The following is a 16,095-nucleotide window of genomic DNA, read 5'->3' as shown; positions in this document are numbered from 1 at the left end:
CTCCCCGCTTATTTGACTCCGTTCATCCACTTCTTCAGCGGCCACGACAAGAGCAACAGCAGCACGCCGAGCCCGATCGCCACTTCAGCGATCGTCGTGAACACGCCGACATAGGTGTCGAGGCTGACCTTGAGGTTGGTCACCTGGCCGCCGACCGTGTCGACGCTGGCGAATTGGGCGATCACGCCCGCCACATATTGCGCGACCGAGATCGACAGGAACCACACCCCCATCATCAAGCCGACCACGCGCGCGATCGACAATTTGGTGATCATTGAGAGACCAACCGGCGAGATGCACAATTCCGCCAGCGAATGGATCACATAAAGCCCGGCCAGCCACCACAGGCCGACCTTGAAGTCCGGCCCGACGAAGCGCGTGCCCAGCACCAGGAACAGGAAGCCCGCACCCACACCCATCAGCGCGATCGCGAACTTGAGCGGGATCGACGGCTCCAGATTGCGCTTGGCCAGCGCCCCCCACAACACGCTCATCACCGGCGCCAGCAGCATGATCGCGATCGAGTTGAAATTCTGCGTCTGCGGTGCGGACAGCGAGAACAGCCCGAACACGCTGAGGTTGGTGTTGCGGTCGGCGAACAGCGTCAGGCTCGATCCGGCCTGCTCGAACAGCGTCCAGAAGATCACGTTGAAGGTGACCAGCACCATCGCCGCCATCATCATCTGGAATTCGGTGCGGTTGCCCGCGAACCACGACCAGAGGATGATGCCCGGAACCGAAACGAGGAAGGTGCCGAACAGCAATTTGCCCATCACCGACAGCGATTCGAGATAGCCGATAAAGCCCGATCCCGCGACCGGCGGCTCGGCCGCCATCAGATTGACGAACAACAGATAGAAGACCGGCACCGCCAGCAACGCGCAGCAATAGATGAGCAGCGCCGGGTCGCGGCCGGTGCGCGCCGGCGGATTGCCGACATCGCTCAGCCGCCCGCCATGGAAGCTGATCATCGCCCACGACACCAGCATCACCACGCCGGCAAAACCAAGGCCGATCGGCCAGCCGAACATGTCGGCCAGGATCGGACAGAGGATCTGCCCGAGGAACGAGCCGGTGTTGATCCCCATATAGAAAATCGTGAAACCCGAATCGCGGCGGCGGTCGCCCTGCGCATAGAGTTCGCCGACCATCGTCGAGATATTCGGCTTGAAGAAGCCGTTGCCCATCGAGATGAGCGACAAGGCGATCAGCAGCACCATCGTCAGCACCGGGTCGCGATCGGCACCATCGCTATAATGGCCAGCCGCCACGCTGCGCGCGACGCTGCCATCGGCGGCGAGCAGCGCCAGGCTGCCATCGTCATTGCCGCGGATCTTCAGCTTGCGGGTGCCATCGACGACGTAGCGCGCTTCCTTGGGGTCGCTGCTCGGCGCATCGCGGAAACGCTCGACCACGACCTCATACCGCTGACCGTCGATCACCGCATAAGGCTTGGCCGGTTGCCCACCGAAGGCGAGCGTGAAATAGCCGATCGCCATGATCAGCGCGCCGAAGCGCACCGCGCGTTTCGATCCGAGATATTGGTCCGCCAGGAACCCGCCGACCAGCGGGGTGAGATAGACCAAGGCGGTATAGCCGCCATAAAGCCCGGTCGAGGCGCGATCGCCGAGCACGAAATGCTTGGTCAGGTAAATGGTGAGCAGCGCGCGCATGCCATAATAGCCGAAACGCTCCCACATTTCGGTGCCGAACAGCCAGAACAGCGGCTTGGGGTGGCCGAACCACGTTTTCCCATCGGCCGGATTCACATGCGAAATATCCGGCTCTCGCGGGGTATCCGCGGTCGGGGTGTCCACCATGTACGAAAGCTCCCTGAGATGCGTGGCGCCTGTATGGTCGGCCCCATTGGTTACCGCAGAGACTAACGCCAATCGCGGGTGTGTAAATATGCGAGCGTCGCGGCTATGGCACAGCCATGCTCAACGACCGCACCACTCCGCTCTCACTCCTCGCCACCCGCCGCTCGGGCCGCCCGCGCGATCTGGTCGCGCCCGGCCCCGATGCAGCGCAGCTCGACCAGATCCTGGAAATCGCCGCGCGCACGCCCGATCATGGCAAGATCGCCCCGTGGCGCTTCGTTGTGGTGGGGCCCGAACAGCGCGACACGCTCGCCACGGTGATCACCACCGCCTATCGCGCCGAACGCCCGCAGGCCGCCGCGACCGAGATCGCCGCGCTCGAACAGTTCGCGCAGCAGGCCCCCACGCTCGTCGTCCTGCTCTTCTCGCCGCGCACCGCCAGCCATATTCCTTTGTGGGAGCAGGAACTGTCGGTCGGTGCGGTCGGCATGAACCTGCTGCACGCCACGCATGCGCTGGGGTTTGCCGGCGGCTGGCTGACCGGCTGGCCGAGCTATTCGGACGCGGTGCGCGATGCGTTCGGCGCGGAGCCGGAACGGATCGCCGGATTCTTCTTTCTCGGCACGCCCGGCCGCCCGCTGGAAGAACGCCCCCGCCCCGATCTGAGCGCCATCATCACAAAGTGGGAGGGGTGAAGCACTGGACAAAAACGTCGCTTGCTGTATTAGGGTAGCATGACAGCCCTGAACAGCGAAGACAGCCCGGTCTACATCAAGCTGCGCGGCACCATTTCCGCGGCGATCCTGCGCGGGGACTTTCGCGCCGGCGACCAGCTTCCCTCGGTCCGCGCGCTTGCCGCCGAACATGGCGCCAACCCGCTGACCGTCGCCAAGGCCTATCAAAGCTTCCAGGACGATGGCTATGTCGAGGTGCGCCGCGGCGTCGGCATGTTCGTGCTGCCCGGCGCCGCCGAAAAGCTCCGCGCGGCCGAGCGCGAGCATTTCGTCAAGACCAGCTGGCCGCGCATCGCCGCGCATATCGATCTACTCGGGCTCGATGCCGCAGATCTGCTGGAGCGCGAAAAGGCCTGAGCGCCCACACTCCCTCCGTTCGCCCTGAGCCTGTCGAAGGGCACCTCTCCCCGCGCGAACGCTGCGCCTGTGGAGAGCGGGGCTTCGACAAGCTCAGCCCGAACGGATGAGGGGGAGTGCCCCGAACGGACCAGTGCGTTCGTCCGGACGGATCGGGGCCACCGCCTCGTCGGCTACGCCTCCACCACCCCCAGCGCCGCCACCTCCTCCGCGCTCAGCGCAATCCCGAACATCATGCTCAGCCGCATCCGGTAGACGCGCGGATCGGTGATCGTCGCTTGCGTTTCCTCGCCCCCGGCGCGGCGGCGGTAGCGCGCGTCGGTCAGCGACGCCAGGCCATTGGGCAGCACGACGCTGACCACGCCCATCTGGCGAAAACGACTTTCGGGCGCAGTCGACGTCCAATGGTTGCTGAGCGCGAGATCGACGGGATGCACCGGCACCGCCGCGAAGCTATATTGCGGTTGAAACCCGCTGCCGGTGCCGCGTCCATCGGTGGTCGCGGGGTCGCCGTCGCGCAGCAGCATCCAGCCATGTGCGTCACTCTGCTCGAGCCGGAAGGTCGCTCCATCGGGCGCGGTCACTTCTGCCCCGGCGATCAGCGGCATTGGCGGGGTATAGCTGCCGCCGAATCCGGCATCGGCAATCCATGTTTCCTCGCCGAGCGTGACGAGGCTGAAGGTGTGCGTCAGCGGCGGCACATCGCTCGCCCCCAGCCAGACCCGCGCGAGCACCGGGCTCGCGACGAAGCCCAACGCCGCCAGCGCATCGAGGAACAGCCGGTTATGCTCGAAACAATAGCCGCCGCGCCCCGCGGTCACCAATTTGGCGAACACCGAGTCACTGTCGATCGCGATCCCGCGCCCGAGCAGCACGTCGAGATTCTCGAACGGGATCGCCAGCCGGTGCGCGCGCTGCAGCGCCGCCAGACCGTAGGAATCGACGGTCGGGCGTGCTGGCAGGCGGATACGGGCGAGATAGGCGTCGAGATCGAAAGCAGCGTCGCTCATGCGGCAAATGCCTCGGCTGTGACCGAATAGAGCACATCCGCCTTTGCCATCGCCGCCGCCTTCAGCCCCAGCGCCTCGGGCACGATCTGCGCGACATAGAAGCGCGCGGCCGCCACCTTCATGCTGAGGTAAGCGCGGTCGCCCTCGGCGGTGGCGGCGATCCGGCCCGACCGCTCCATCAGCCAGCCGCACACCGCGACCGACAGCATCGTCAGGAAGGGATAGCTCGCGGCCAATTTGTCATCGGCCGACAGCCCCGCCATGCCGCGCCCAATCTCGTCGCACGTGTCGATCAGCGTGCGCAGCGCCACATCCTCGGCCTCGGCGCGCATATCGGCGATCAGGCGGGCGAACACCCCGCCATTGTCGAGCCCGAGCTTGCGCCCGACCAGATCGGCCGCCTGGATACCGTTGGTGCCTTCATAGATCGGGGTGATGCGCGCATCGCGGAAGAACTGCGCCGCGCCCGTCTCCTCGATATAACCCATGCCGCCATGCACCTGGATACCGAGGCTGGCGACTTCATTGCCGATGTCGGTGCCATGCGCCTTGGCGAGTGGGGTGAGGATATCGAGCCGCTCCTGCCCGCCCGCTTGGCCCAGCGTGGCGCGGTCGACCTGCGACGCGGCATAATAGACCAAGGCGCGCGCTGCCTGGGTCTGCGCCTTCATGCGCAGCAGCATGCGGCGCACATCGGGGTGCTCGACGATCTTGACCGGCTCGGCGTTGCCCGATCCGGCACGCGGCGATTGCACGCGATCGAGCGCATAGCCGACCGCCGCCTGCGTCGCCGCTTCCGCCACCTGCACGCCCTGCAAACCCACGTTGAGCCGGGCATTGTTCATCATCGTGAACATCGCGCGAATCCCGCCAAACTCGCCGCCGATCAGCTCGCCGATGCAGTCATCGTTGTCGCCAAAGCTCAGCACGCAAGTCGGCGAGGCGTGCAGCCCCATCTTATGCTCGATCGAAACGACGCGGACATCGTTGAAGGCCCCCGGCGTGCCATCGGCGTTCAGCCGATATTTGGGCACCAGGAACAAGGAAATCCCCTTGGTCCCGGCAGGCGCGCCCGGCGTGCGCGCGAGCACGAGGTGGACGATATTGGGGGCCATGTCATGGTCGCCGAACGAGATGTAGATTTTGGTGCCCTTGATGCTCCATTTGCCATCGCCGAGCGGCTTGGCCTGGGTGCGTAAAGCTCCGACGTCGGAGCCCGCCTGCGGCTCGGTCAAGTTCATCGTGCCGGTCCATTCCCCGGTGGCCAGGTGCGGCAGATACTGCGCCTGCTGTGCGGGGCTGCCATGATGCGCCAGCGCCTCGATCGCGCCGACCGTCAGCGTCGGGGCAAGCGCAAAGCCCATATTGGCGCTGCCGAGCGTATCGAGCACCGCGGTCTGGATCGCAAAGGGCAGGCCCTGCCCGCCGAATTCCTCTGGCACGCCGATCGTGCCCCAGCCACCCTCGACATAATCGTGATAGGCTTTCACGAAGCCCTCGGGCATCACCACGCCGTCGGGCGTCCATTTCGCCCCGACGGTGTCGCCCGTGCGCAGCAGCGGGGCCCATTCGCCTGCCGCGAGTTGCCCGACGCCCTCGAGCACGGCATCGACGACATCGTCGCTGGCGGCGGCGAAGCGCTCGGTCGCGGCGAGATCGGCAATGCCGACGACATGATCGAGCACGAAGCGCTGATCGGCGGTGGCGGGGGTGAACATCGAGCATCCTCTTATGCAACAGGCTTTGCCCGGCTATAGCCCGCGATGATGACCACGCCAAACCCGCCTTTTGCGACGCAGACCTTACGCTACGGCCCGGCTGCCATCGCCACCGCCGCCGCGCTGATCGCTGAGGGCCAGCCGGTCGCGATCCCGACCGAGACGGTCTACGGCCTCGCCGCCGACGCCACCGATTCGCACGCCGTCGCGCGGATCTACGCGGCGAAAGGGCGACCGAGCTTCAACCCGCTGATCGTGCATGTGCTCGATCTCGCAGCCGCGCAGGCGATCGCCACGTTCGATGAGACTGCGCTGGCGCTCGCGTCGGCGTTCTGGCCGGGGCCGCTGACTTTGGTGCTGCCGCTCCGCGCCGATGCCGGGATTGCCGCGCTGGTGACAGCCGGCCTGCCGACGATCGCGCTGCGCGTCCCGGCGCACCGCGCGATGCGCGCGCTGCTCGCCGCCACCGGAAAACCGCTCGCCGCGCCCTCGGCCAATGCCAGCGGCGCGATCAGCCCCACCCGCGCGGAGCATGTCGTCGCTAGCCTTGGCGGGCGTATCCCGCTGGTGGTGGACGACGGCGCGACCGAAGCGGGTCTGGAATCGACGATCGTGCTGGGACGCGAAGTCCTGCGCCCGGGGCCGATCACGGCGGAGGCGCTGGCGAGGGTTCTCGGAACCCTACCCACCCCGGACCACCACCCCGGCGAACGCCGGGGCCCAGAAGAGACGGCGGCAGCAGCGTGCGCAACGCCCGATAATGCCCCTTCCGTAGCTGGGCCCCGGCCTTCGCCGGGGTGGAAGGAAGGGGAAAGCCGCGAGATCACCGCCCCCGGCCAGCTCGCCAGCCATTACGCGCCGCGCAAGCCGCTCCGCCTGAACGCGACGAAAGCCGCTTCTGACGAATATCTCATCGGCTTCGGCCCCGCCGTCGGCATCGAGTCGCTCTCCCCCTCCGCCAATCTGACAGAAGCTGCCGCCAACCTGTTCGACGCACTCCACCGCGCCGACGCCAGCGACCGCGCGCGCATCGCAATCGCGCCGATTCCGAGCGAGGGCATCGGCACCGCCATCAACGACCGCCTGGGCCGCGCAGCGCATCGGGATTAGCCGAGCACTCTTTACGATTGCGAAACGATATCTATGATCGCGCGGACACAGTGGGGGGGCGCGCGATGAGCAACACGCAACGGGGTCTGGCGGAACTGATCGGCACTTTCTGGCTGGTGTTCGGTGGCTGCGGCAGCGCCATCCTCGCGGCCGGGTTTCCCACGCTCGGCATTGGGTTCGTTGGCGTGTCGCTTGCCTTCGGGCTGACCGTGCTGACGATGGCCTATTCGATCGGCCACATTTCAGGCTGTCACCTCAATCCGGCGGTAACGGTCGGATTGTGGGCTGGCGGGCGCTTCCCCGCCAAGGACATCCCGCTCTACGTCATTGCGCAAGTGGTCGGCGCGTGTCTGGCGGCATTGTTGTTGTGCGTGGTGGCCAGCGGCAAGGCCGGGTTCGATCCCGTCGCGAGCGGATTCGCCGCCAACGGCTTCGGCGATCATTCGCCCGGCGGCTATTCGCTGCTGGCCGGGCTTGTCATCGAAGTGGTGCTGACCTTCTTCTTTCTGCTCGTCATCATGGGATCGACCGATACGCGCGCGCCCGCCGGTTTCGCGCCGATTGCGATCGGCCTCGCGCTCACGCTGATCCACTTGATCAGCATTCCGGTCACCAACACCTCGGTCAACCCCGCGCGCAGCACCGGCCCGGCGCTGATCGTCGGCGGCTGGGCGCTGCAGCAGCTATGGCTGTTCTGGCTGGCACCGCTGGTCGGCGGCGCGTTTGGCGGCTTGGCCTATAAGGCGCTGGGTGCGGACTCGAAGACCAAACCGCCCATCTCTGGCGAGGCGCTCTAAGCCGCGACCGCCTTGGACCGCGCAGCGAAGCTCTTGCGCAGCTTGGCCAGCTTGGGCGGGATCACCGCCAGGCAATAGGGGTTCCGCTGGCCTTCGCCTTCCCAATATTGCTGGTGATAGTCCTCGGCCGGATACCATTCGCTCATCGGCTCGATCGTGGTGACGATCGGTGCAGGCCAGTCCGCCGCCGCACGCGCTTTGGCCGCCTCAGCCTCGGCGCGCTGCGCGTCATCCGCCGGGAAGATCGCCGAGCGATATTGCGTGCCGACGTCATTGCCCTGGCGGTTGAGCTGCGTCGGATCATGCGTTGCAAAGAACATGGCGAGAATGTCGCCGTAAGACACCTGATCGGTATCGAAGGTCACGCGGATCGCCTCGGCATGACCGGTATCGCCGCCGCACACCTGCTTATAGGTTGGGTTGGGCACGCTGCCGCCGATATAGCCGCTCTCGACGCGCTCGACGCCGATCACATCCTTGAACACCGCCTCGGTGCACCAGAAACATCCGCCTGCCAGGGTTGCGACTTCGCTTGCCATCATTCGCTCCTCGTTTAGGGCTGCAAGATAGGGACGCGGGGCCCGGACAAAAAGAGCGAGGGTAGAATGCTGGACGGATCGGTGCTGGTAACGGGCGGTGCGGGCTATATTGGCAGCCATGCGGTCTTGGCGTTGCTCGATGCGGGGCACCGCGTGGTGGTGTATGACAATCTCAGCACCGGCTTTGACTGGCTGGTCGACCCCCGTGCGACGCTGGTGCGCGGCGAGATCGAGGACGATGCGCACGTCCGCGCGACGATGCGCGACCATCAGGTTCAAGCGGTGATGCACTTTGCCGGATCGATCATCGTGCCCGAATCGGTCAGCAATCCGCTCAAATATTATCGCAACAACACCGTCGCCAGCCGCGCGCTGATCGAAAGCGCGGTCGTCTCGGGCGTCAAGCACTTCATCTTTTCCTCGACCGCCGCGACCTATGGCACGCCGGTACGCGTGCCGATCGCCGAGAGCGACCCGACCGTGCCGATCAACCCCTATGGCACTTCCAAGCTGATGACCGAAGCGATGCTGCGCGATGTCGCCGCCGCCCACCCGATCAACTATGCCGCCTTGCGCTATTTCAACGTCGCCGGGGCCGATCCGCAGCAGCGCGCCGGCCAATCGACCATCGGCGCCACCCACCTCATCAAGATCGCGGTCGAGGCGGCGCTGGGCAAGCGCGAGACGGTCGGGGTTTACGGCACCGATTATGACACGCCCGATGGCACTGGAGTGCGCGACTATATCCATGTCAGCGATCTGGCGGCCGCGCATGTCGCAGCACTCGACCTGCTGATCGCAGACCCCGCCAAGAGCCACACGCTCAATGCGGGCTATGGCAAGGGCTTCTCTGTGCTCGAAGTGCTCGACGCGGTCGACCGCGTCACCAACCACAAACTCAACCGCGTCATTGAGGGTCGCCGCGCGGGCGATGCGGGTGAACTGGTTGCCGACAATCGCGCGATCCTGGCAACGCTCGACTGGACGCCCCAGCGTGCCGATCTCGATCTCATCGTGCGCGATGCGCTGGCGTGGGAGCGCAAGCTGAGCGAACGCTAGATCGCCCGCGCGCACCTACGAATTTTTGGGGGTAGTCGCGTGCCCGTCCCCGACTTAGGCCAAGGTATGGAGATGCCGGGGAAAGACGCCTGTTGGGCGCTCACCGAAAAGGAAAAGCAGACGCTCCGCCTGATCGTGCGCGGTCACGACGCGAAGTCGGTCGCGCGCAGCCTTGGCCTGTCGGTGCATACGATCAACGAACGCCTGCGCGATGCGCGGCGGAAGATGGCGGTTTCGAGCAGCCGTGAGGCCGCGCGGCTGTTGCTCGACGCCGAAGGCGGCGCGGGGTTAGCGCACCCCGATTTCTTAGGGGACGCGCGAATCAGGGACGACGCGATCGACTCCCTCGACGATCAGGACGGCACGCCGGTGGTCGGCGCGGGGCGCACCTACCGCCCCTCCTCACGTCTGATCGGAGTCGTTCTCATGACGCTTGTCCTGTCCCTCCTGGCGCTGGTCGCGCTGCCGCAGAGCCCCACGACCGCGCCGCCAACCGCGACCACCGCACCGGCAAATGCAGAGGCGGTGGCGGCGGCGCTCAACTGGCTCGACCTTGTCGATCAGTATGACTGGGACGCAAGCTATCGCGGCACCGGCCCGGCGTTCCGCAAGCTCAACACGTTGCAGGTCTGGTCGCGGACGTCGCAGCGCGTTCGCGTGCCGCTTGGCGCGGTGATCTCGCGGGGAGTCGTCAGTGCGGAGGAGGTCCCGGCACCGCCGGCCGGCTATACGATGGTCAAGTTCCGCACCAGCTTCGCCAACAAGGCCGACGCGATCGAAACGGTCACGCTCGATCGCGTCGATGGCCGCTGGCAGATCGTTGGGGTGACGATCGGCTGAGCCCAGAGCCTGGGCGCTTGGTGCGCTCCCCCCTCCCGAACACGGGAGGGGGACGCCGCATCAGATCGCCTTGCTGATCCCGAACAGGAAGCCGCGGCGCGCGCCGAATTGCGGCGCGCCCACGCCGACGCCCGACCCGTCGCGGATTTCATACACGCGGTCGGCCACGTTGATGATGTCGGCGCGGATCGTCACGCCCGGGCCCTTGAACTCATGGCTCGCGGTCAGGTTGAACACGGCATAGGGCGTCAGCTTGCCGCCATTGGGCACGTCGCCATCCTTGCGCAGGCCCGAGCCGTAAATCATGCTGCCGCCCACGCGGCTGTCGCGCAGAAAGCCCTGATCGAACCGGTACGACACGCCCGCCGACCCGGTATAGGTCTGGTCGTGGTCGAGATAGATGTAGTTCTTGGCAATATAAGCGAGGTCATCGGGCGAGAAATTGAACTGGCCCGAGGCGATCGAAAACCCTTTGGCCTTGGCGTAAGAGAAATTGGCATAGGCCAGCAACGGGCCATGCTGATACGAAATATTGCCTTCGATCCCGTCGATCCGCCCGCGCGCATAATTGAACGGCGTCAGGATGATCGGCGCGCCGAACTGGCCTTCATCGACCAGATTCTTCGAACGCCGGTGATACGCGTCGATGCCGAGCGTGAACCGCCCGATCTTCTGTTCGGCACCGATGTCGAAATAGTCCTGCCGCTCGGCAAAGGGCACGGTGGCGAGCGGGGTGTTGACGCCATCGTCGCCGGGCGCCTGCGCGCTGGTAAAGCGGTATTTGAGCACGCTGGTGGTGGCGACGTTCGAGAACGGCGCAGGCGAGAAATAGCGCGCGTAGCCGGCATGAAGCGTGAGCCCCTTTGACGGTGTGAGCACGGCATTGATGCGCGGCGAGAACTGCGATTCGGAACGATAGCCGTCATAATGATCGAAGCGGCCGCCGAAATTGACGATCAGCGGCTCGGCGATCTTCCATTCGTCCTGCAGATAGACGCTATAGGTCATCTCGGTCTTGGCACCATTGTCGACGACCGTGATCGGCTGGCCGATTTGCGCGCCCGTGCCATCCACCGGGAACACCTGGCTCGAGGTCTGGCTGTTGCTGCGGTCGCGCGACACGATCACGCCGCCGCGCAGGGTGTGCGCATCGCTGGCGCGGTAGACGCCTTCGACTTGGCCGCCAAAGGTGAAGTCCTGCTTGAACGCCTTTTGCGCGATGCCGTTGAACAGCAATTCGCCGAGCGTGTCGGGCGTGTAGCGCAAGCTGGAATAGCGCGCGAACAGCGATGCCTGCAGCGTGACGGGTCCGGCATCGTGCAACAGGCTGGCGAGACCGAAGGCGGTGCGCTCGTGCTGCCGCTCATCGAGGGTGTCGCTGAGGAAATTGCTGACGCCGCCGACAGTATAGCCCTTGCTGGGCGTCAGGCCGCGCGGATTGGGAATCTGGAAGCTCTGGTCGGAATAGCCGCCCATGAACGACACGCGATTATTCTCGTTCAGCGTGTGGTCGACATAGACGAAGCCCTGATATTGGTTGGTCTCGTCATGCAGCGGGGTGCGGCCACCATCGACCGCCTCGATCCCGATATTGCTGTGCTTGTAGCTGCCGGTGACGAAATAATTGGTTTTGCCCGTTGAGCCGCCATAATCGAAGCTCGGCTGGATCGTGTCGTTGGTGCCACCATAAAGCGACACTTCGCCGCCATTTTTGAAGCCATTCTTGGTGGTGATGTCGATGATGCCCGCCGTACGCAGCCCATATTGCGCGGGCAGCGCGCCGGTGCGCAGATCGAACCGTTCGACCAGCCGCGGGCTCAGCGTCTGCCCGAATACGGCGACGCCTTCGGGCAGGATCGTGCCGTTGATGCGATATTGCAGGTTGTTATGGTCATCCCGCACGTGGAACTGGCCGCCGCCGTCCTGCACGACGCCCGGCAATTGCAGCAGGATCTGGTTGAGCTGCTGATTGTCCCCGCCGGGCAAAGCGCGGATCGTTTCGCTGGTGATGGTGTAGGTCGTCGCACCGAGGCTGGGCTGGATCGACGCGCGCGCGGCATCCAACCGCCCCGTCACGACGATATCCGGTCCGCTGTTGGTCTTGTCGGTCGCGGCACCCGGCGCATCCGCCGTCGCAGCCGGAGCGGCTACCGAATCGGCATAAGCGGTGGCGGGCACGAAAAACAGCAAAGCGGCGCTGGACAACAAGGTGGCTCGAAACATGCGGGGGACGGCCTTTCAGAGAACGATGCTGCAGCGCGATAGATGTTATGTAATACTATATCAAGACCAATTCGTCGTCTCCCGGAAACGATTCGGCCATGCAGGCGGGTGCGCCGGGCAAGATTGCTGGGCGATGAATGGAACGGCAGGTTTACGGCCGCCGAGCGCGGGTGTCCGCCCCCAATTTGCGGCCCAGCGCCCACCAGCCCAGCGCCCAAATCGTACCGAACACCCAACCGCCAACGACGTCGCTCGGCCAATGCACATGCAGATAGAGACGGCTGACCCCGATCAGCATCACCAGCACTGCCGTTGCCGCGAGAATATAGACACGCGCGGCGTGGCCATGCACCGTCTGCACCAGCAGCAACGCCAAGGTGAGGTAGACGATCGCGCTGTTGGCGGCATGGCCGCTCGGGAAGCTGGCCGAAGACACCGCAACGAGCCGTTCGTCGAGCGGCGGTCGCACCCGCGCCACCAGTCCCTTGATCAGCGTCACCACCATCGACCCCGACGCCGTTCCCACAACCACCAGCGCAAGCGTTACCCAGCGCCGCTGCACCGCGAGGAACCCGCCCGCCAGCACCACCGCCAGCAACAGCACCGTGCCGCCGCCCAGCGCCGTTATATCCACCATCATCTGGGTCATCATTGTCGCTCCCTGCGGGTGGAACGCCGCAGCTTGGCTTTGGGTCGCAGAGCGCCGTCAATCGCGCAGGACGAGCGCTTCGTCGAGATAGTCGAGCAGCGCGCGCACGCGCGGCGCAAGCCGGTCCTGCGCCGAATACAGCGCATGGATATCCTCGCCGTCGCCCGGATTATAAGCGGCCAACACTTCGACCAACCGCCCGCTTTGCAGGTCGCCCGCGACGTGAAACCGCGAGAGGCGCGCAATCCCGCCGCCGGCCACCGCCATCAAACGGACGACATCGCCCGAATTGCCGAGAAAGGCACTTTCAACCGCGCGATGCACCACGCGCTGCCCAAGCCGAAACGGCCAACCATCGATCGATCGCCGAAAACTGAACTGCAAGCAGCGATGCGCATCGAGATCGTCTGGCGTTTGCGGCATGCCATAATGCGCGAGATAGGACGGGCTGGCGACCAGCAGCATCTTGCTGTGCCCAAGTTTCTTCGCGCGCAACCGGGTGTCGCGCAGCGGCCCGATCCGGATCGCGATGTCGGCGCGTTCCTCCACCAGATCGACGAGTGCATCCGACAAAGCGAGATCGACCAGGACATGCGGATAGCGCGCCGTGAAGGCGGGCAGCAGCGGCAACAGGCACTGCGTTCCGAACGGCACCGATGCGTTGACGCGCAACGTTCCGCGCGGCTCCTGCGTCTCGCGCCCCAGCCCGCTTTCCACCTCAGCCATGTCGGCGACCAGTCGCGCCATGCGCTCGCGATAGCGTTCGCCTTGGGCGGTCAAGGCCAGCGAGCGTGTCGTCCGTCGCAGCAGCACGACCCCCCAGCCGCGCCTCCAGCCGCGCGACGCTGCGGCTGACCGCAGACGGCGTCAGACGCAGCTCTTTGGCCGCAGCCGCCAGGCTGCCCGCGCGCGCCGCCGCCAGGAAAATCTCGATATCGCCAAGCCGATTGTCCATCGGCTTTCATGATATCGAATCACTTCTGAAATGTAATCCTGCCTTCTAATCACGAATGGCCGGTCGCCTTATCTTCGCAGCCTCCAAGACAGCGCGAGGAAATTACGATGGACCTGCAACTGAACGGCAAAACCGCGATCGTAACGGGATCGACCGCCGGCATAGGCTTGGCGATCGCCAAACGGCTGGCGGCCGAAGGCGTCGAGGTCATCGTCAGCGGCCGCGATCAGGCCAAGCTCGATGCTGCCGTCACCGAAGTCGCCGCGCTCGGCACGGTGCGCGGCGTGCTCGCCGATGTCGCTACTGCCGAAGGGGCGGCCACGCTGATCGCCGCCGCGCCCGATGTCGATATTCTTGTCAACAATCTCGGCATTTACGAGGCCAAGCCCTTCGTCGAGGTGAGCGATGCGGAATGGCATCGCTTTTTCGAGGTCAATGTGGTCAGCGGCATCCGCCTTGCCCGGCAGTATTTCCCGCGCATGCTGGCGCGCGATTGGGGCCGCGTGATCTTCATCGCCAGCGAAAGCGGCCTGCTGCCCCCGGCCGAGATGATCCATTACGGCATGACCAAAACCGCGCAATTGTCGATTGCGCGCGGCCTGGCCGAGCAAACGCGCGGCACCGGGGTTACCGTGAACTCGGTGCTGCCGGGGCCGACCCGGTCGGAAGGGATCGTCGATTTCATCCAGTCGGTGGTCGAGAATAAGGACGCCTCGGCTGCCGAGCAGGAGGTCGAGTTCTTCGAAAAGCTGCGCCCGCTTTCGTTGATCCGCCGCTTGATCGAGGCCGACGAAATCGGCTCGATCGTGACCTATCTCGCCAGCCCGCTCGCCGCCGTCACCAACGGCGCGGCGATCCGCGCCGAGGGCGGGATCATTCCGACGATCGCCTAATGTCCAGCCCCGCTGCCGCCGGCGCTTTACCGTCGGCAGCGCGGGCAGCGGTGCGAGGAACGGCGACCGATCGCTGGGAATGGTGGGCCCGTCGGGACTCGAACCCGAGACCTACAGATTAAAAGTCCGTTGCTCTACCAACTGAGCTACGGGCCCACTCGGCGCTTGCGTTAGGAGCGCGTTCGGGCGCGGTCAACCCAGGGGTGCACGCTTGTGCAACCGCGCATGCAACTGGCGGATGCTCAGACCCGTCACCGGATCGCGCCAATCGGGGGCGATCGTGCGGAGCGGATCCAGCACGAAGCCGCGCTCCCGAAAGGCGATATGCGGCACGGTGAGCGCTGCCGTTCCCCACGAACCGCCCGACCACAGCACGATGTCGAGGTCGATCACCCGCGCGCCCCAGCGTGCCCCCCGCCGCCGCCCGAACGCGCGCTCGATCGCCTTCAGCCGCGCGAGCATCGCGGGCGGCGCGAGCGGGCTCTCCAGCAAGACCGCGGCATTGGCGAAGCGCCGGATCGAGGGCCCGAGCGGCGCGCTGGCGATGATCGGCGAGACCGCGACCACGCCCTCCAAAGCGGCGATCGCCGCGCGCACTTCGGCGACCGGGCCGCCATGGCGGCCGCGCCGGTTGGAGCCGAGCGCGATGGCATAGGTTGAGCTTTGCACCGAAACACGCCTATCGCACCTTGATGAACTTCGCACCCAGCCCCATCCCACAAACCGAACCCCCACGCGATTGCCCGCGCTGCCCGCGCCTCGTCGCCCTGCGCGAAAGCCTGCAGGCCGAGCATCCCGATTGGTGGAACGGCCCCGTCACCGCCTTTGGCGATCCCGCCGCCTGGCTCGGCATTATCGGCCTCGCGCCCGCACAATATGGCGCGAATCGCACCGGCCGCCCGTTCACCGGGGATCGCTCCGCGCCCTTGCTGTTCGGCACGCTCGCCAAATTCGGCCTCGCCAGCGGCGAGTATGAAGGCAAGCCCGACGATACGCTGGCGCTCGACGGCGCGATGATCCTCGACGCGGTCAAATGCCTGCCGCCCGAGAACAAGCCGACGCCCGAGGAAATCCGCACCTGCCGCCCCTTCCTGGAGGGGCAGGCGGCGGCCCTCCCGCACGCGCGCATCTTCGTCGCACTGGGCCAGACCGCGCATCAATCCGCGGTCAAGATGCTCGGCGGCAAGCTGCCCAAATGCCGCTTCGGCCACCTCGCCGAACACCGCATGCCCGATGGCCGCATCCTGATCGATAGCTATCACTGTTCCAGCTACAATCAGAATACCGGACGGCTGACGACCGAGATGTTCGAAGCAGTGTTCGCGCGGGCGCTCGAACTGCGGGACTCGCAGTAACGGCGTTTTGGGGTTAGGATGCCGCGTTCTGAACGG

Annotated in this window: 15 protein-coding genes, 1 tRNA gene and 1 pseudogene; 8 read left to right on the top strand and 9 right to left on the bottom strand. The window is 65.6% G+C overall.

All coding sequences use genetic code 11. The features are described from left to right. Positions 1–8 precede the first annotated feature (8 nt). The gene (locus ON00_RS12475; RefSeq protein ID WP_010406199.1) at positions 9–1,820 is read right to left on the bottom strand and encodes a peptide MFS transporter; all 1,812 of its coding nucleotides are present in this window, start codon (positions 1,818–1,820) and stop codon (positions 9–11) included. A gap of 116 nt (positions 1,821–1,936) precedes the next feature. On the opposite strand from ON00_RS12475, the gene ON00_RS12470 reads away from it, so the two are divergent. Both ON00_RS12470 and ON00_RS12465 read left to right on the top strand, forming a co-directional pair. Further along, a complete protein-coding gene (locus ON00_RS12470) occupies positions 1,937–2,515 on the top strand; it encodes a nitroreductase family protein (protein ID WP_010406197.1) in 579 nt (192 codons plus the stop codon). 39 nt (positions 2,516–2,554) lie between these two features. Beyond that, on the top strand, positions 2,555–2,911 hold the full coding sequence (locus ON00_RS12465; RefSeq protein ID WP_010406195.1) for a GntR family transcriptional regulator: 357 nt from the start codon (positions 2,555–2,557) through the stop codon (positions 2,909–2,911). A 173-nt stretch (positions 2,912–3,084) separates the two neighbouring features. Here the strand turns inward: ON00_RS12465 and ON00_RS12460 are convergent, their stop codons facing one another. Both ON00_RS12460 and ON00_RS12455 read right to left on the bottom strand, forming a co-directional pair. After that, positions 3,085–3,921, bottom strand: a complete 837-nt coding sequence (locus tag ON00_RS12460; RefSeq protein WP_010406193.1) for an arylamine N-acetyltransferase family protein — start codon at positions 3,919–3,921, stop codon at positions 3,085–3,087. Beyond that, the gene (locus ON00_RS12455; RefSeq protein ID WP_010406192.1) at positions 3,918–5,639 is read right to left on the bottom strand and encodes an acyl-CoA dehydrogenase family protein; all 1,722 of its coding nucleotides are present in this window, start codon (positions 5,637–5,639) and stop codon (positions 3,918–3,920) included. The genes ON00_RS12460 and ON00_RS12455 overlap by 4 nt, the downstream gene beginning before the upstream one ends. 45 nt (positions 5,640–5,684) lie before the next feature. Between ON00_RS12455 and ON00_RS12450 the strand changes: the two genes are divergently transcribed. Beyond that, complete coding sequence (locus tag ON00_RS12450) at positions 5,685–6,749, top strand: L-threonylcarbamoyladenylate synthase (protein ID WP_010406190.1); 1,065 nt, start codon at positions 5,685–5,687, stop codon at positions 6,747–6,749. Positions 6,750–6,814: 65 nt separating this feature from the next. Continuing rightward, entirely contained in the window at positions 6,815–7,546 is a 732-nt protein-coding gene (gene aqpZ, locus ON00_RS12445) for an aquaporin Z (protein WP_029622790.1), read from the top strand. Here the strand turns inward: aqpZ and msrA are convergent. Then, positions 7,543–8,085: a peptide-methionine (S)-S-oxide reductase MsrA gene (gene msrA, locus ON00_RS12440; RefSeq protein ID WP_010406186.1), complete on the bottom strand. Its 543-nt coding sequence runs from the start codon at positions 8,083–8,085 to the stop codon at positions 7,543–7,545. The genes aqpZ and msrA overlap by 4 nt on opposite strands. A gap of 66 nt (positions 8,086–8,151) precedes the next feature. On the opposite strand from msrA, the gene galE reads away from it, so the two are divergent. Both galE and ON00_RS12430 read left to right on the top strand, forming a co-directional pair. Next, the gene (gene galE, locus ON00_RS12435) at positions 8,152–9,144 is read left to right on the top strand and encodes a UDP-glucose 4-epimerase GalE (protein WP_010406183.1); all 993 of its coding nucleotides are present in this window, start codon (positions 8,152–8,154) and stop codon (positions 9,142–9,144) included. 72 nt (positions 9,145–9,216) lie between these two features. Further along, a complete protein-coding gene (locus ON00_RS12430) occupies positions 9,217–9,984 on the top strand; it encodes a helix-turn-helix domain-containing protein (protein WP_010406181.1) in 768 nt (255 codons plus the stop codon). A gap of 60 nt (positions 9,985–10,044) precedes the next feature. Here the strand turns inward: ON00_RS12430 and ON00_RS12425 are convergent, their stop codons facing one another. From ON00_RS12425 to ON00_RS12415, 3 genes and pseudogenes are all read right to left on the bottom strand, one after another. Then, complete coding sequence (locus ON00_RS12425) at positions 10,045–12,207, bottom strand: TonB-dependent receptor (RefSeq protein ID WP_010406179.1); 2,163 nt, start codon at positions 12,205–12,207, stop codon at positions 10,045–10,047. 151 nt (positions 12,208–12,358) lie between these two features. Beyond that, positions 12,359–12,856, bottom strand: coding sequence for a phosphatase PAP2 family protein (locus tag ON00_RS12420; protein ID WP_010406177.1), 498 nt, complete (start codon positions 12,854–12,856; stop codon positions 12,359–12,361). Between the two features lie 57 nt (positions 12,857–12,913). Next, positions 12,914–13,811: pseudogene (locus ON00_RS12415) on the bottom strand (LysR substrate-binding domain-containing protein). A 107-nt stretch (positions 13,812–13,918) separates the two neighbouring features. Between ON00_RS12415 and ON00_RS12410 the strand changes: the two are divergent. After that, a complete protein-coding gene (locus tag ON00_RS12410; RefSeq protein WP_010406174.1) occupies positions 13,919–14,704 on the top strand; it encodes an SDR family NAD(P)-dependent oxidoreductase in 786 nt (261 codons plus the stop codon). Between the two features lie 80 nt (positions 14,705–14,784). On the opposite strand, the gene ON00_RS12405 is transcribed toward ON00_RS12410, so the two are convergent. Then, a tRNA-Lys gene (locus ON00_RS12405) sits at positions 14,785–14,860 on the bottom strand. A 36-nt stretch (positions 14,861–14,896) separates the two neighbouring features. Then, a complete protein-coding gene (gene folK, locus ON00_RS12400) occupies positions 14,897–15,373 on the bottom strand; it encodes a 2-amino-4-hydroxy-6-hydroxymethyldihydropteridine diphosphokinase (RefSeq protein WP_010406173.1) in 477 nt (158 codons plus the stop codon). A gap of 23 nt (positions 15,374–15,396) precedes the next feature. On the opposite strand from folK, the gene ON00_RS12395 reads away from it, so the two are divergent. Next, positions 15,397–16,059: a uracil-DNA glycosylase gene (locus ON00_RS12395; RefSeq protein WP_029622786.1), complete on the top strand. Its 663-nt coding sequence runs from the start codon at positions 15,397–15,399 to the stop codon at positions 16,057–16,059. Positions 16,060–16,095 lie beyond the last annotated feature (36 nt).

The organism is Sphingomonas echinoides ATCC 14820 (assembly GCF_000241465.1).
GTDB lineage: Bacteria > Pseudomonadota > Alphaproteobacteria > Sphingomonadales > Sphingomonadaceae > Sphingomonas > Sphingomonas echinoides.
The sequence above is the reverse complement of the archived record's forward strand: the minus strand, read 5'-3'. Positions and strand labels throughout refer to the sequence as shown.

What these genes read in the sequence shown, in the direction of transcription:
- ON00_RS12465 (WP_010406195.1), top strand. Translation starts at nt 2,555, where the DNA reads ATGACAGCCCTGAACAGCGAAGACAGCCCGGTCTACATCAAGCTGCGC.
- ON00_RS12430 (WP_010406181.1), top strand. Translation starts at nt 9,217, where the DNA reads ATGCCGGGGAAAGACGCCTGTTGGGCGCTCACCGAAAAGGAAAAGCAG.
- ON00_RS12475 (WP_010406199.1), bottom strand. Translation starts at nt 1,820, where the DNA reads ATGGTGGACACCCCGACCGCGGATACCCCGCGAGAGCCGGATATTTCG.
- ON00_RS12455 (WP_010406192.1), bottom strand. Translation starts at nt 5,639, where the DNA reads ATGTTCACCCCCGCCACCGCCGATCAGCGCTTCGTGCTCGATCATGTC.
- ON00_RS12450 (WP_010406190.1), top strand. Translation starts at nt 5,685, where the DNA reads ATGATGACCACGCCAAACCCGCCTTTTGCGACGCAGACCTTACGCTAC.
- msrA (WP_010406186.1), bottom strand. Translation starts at nt 8,085, where the DNA reads ATGGCAAGCGAAGTCGCAACCCTGGCAGGCGGATGTTTCTGGTGCACC.
- aqpZ (WP_029622790.1), top strand. Translation starts at nt 6,815, where the DNA reads ATGAGCAACACGCAACGGGGTCTGGCGGAACTGATCGGCACTTTCTGG.
- galE (WP_010406183.1), top strand. Translation starts at nt 8,152, where the DNA reads ATGCTGGACGGATCGGTGCTGGTAACGGGCGGTGCGGGCTATATTGGC.
- ON00_RS12425 (WP_010406179.1), bottom strand. Translation starts at nt 12,207, where the DNA reads ATGTTTCGAGCCACCTTGTTGTCCAGCGCCGCTTTGCTGTTTTTCGTG.
- ON00_RS12395 (WP_029622786.1), top strand. Translation starts at nt 15,397, where the DNA reads ATGAACTTCGCACCCAGCCCCATCCCACAAACCGAACCCCCACGCGAT.
- ON00_RS12460 (WP_010406193.1), bottom strand. Translation starts at nt 3,921, where the DNA reads ATGAGCGACGCTGCTTTCGATCTCGACGCCTATCTCGCCCGTATCCGC.
- ON00_RS12410 (WP_010406174.1), top strand. Translation starts at nt 13,919, where the DNA reads ATGGACCTGCAACTGAACGGCAAAACCGCGATCGTAACGGGATCGACC.
- ON00_RS12470 (WP_010406197.1), top strand. Translation starts at nt 1,937, where the DNA reads ATGCTCAACGACCGCACCACTCCGCTCTCACTCCTCGCCACCCGCCGC.
- ON00_RS12420 (WP_010406177.1), bottom strand. Translation starts at nt 12,856, where the DNA reads ATGACCCAGATGATGGTGGATATAACGGCGCTGGGCGGCGGCACGGTG.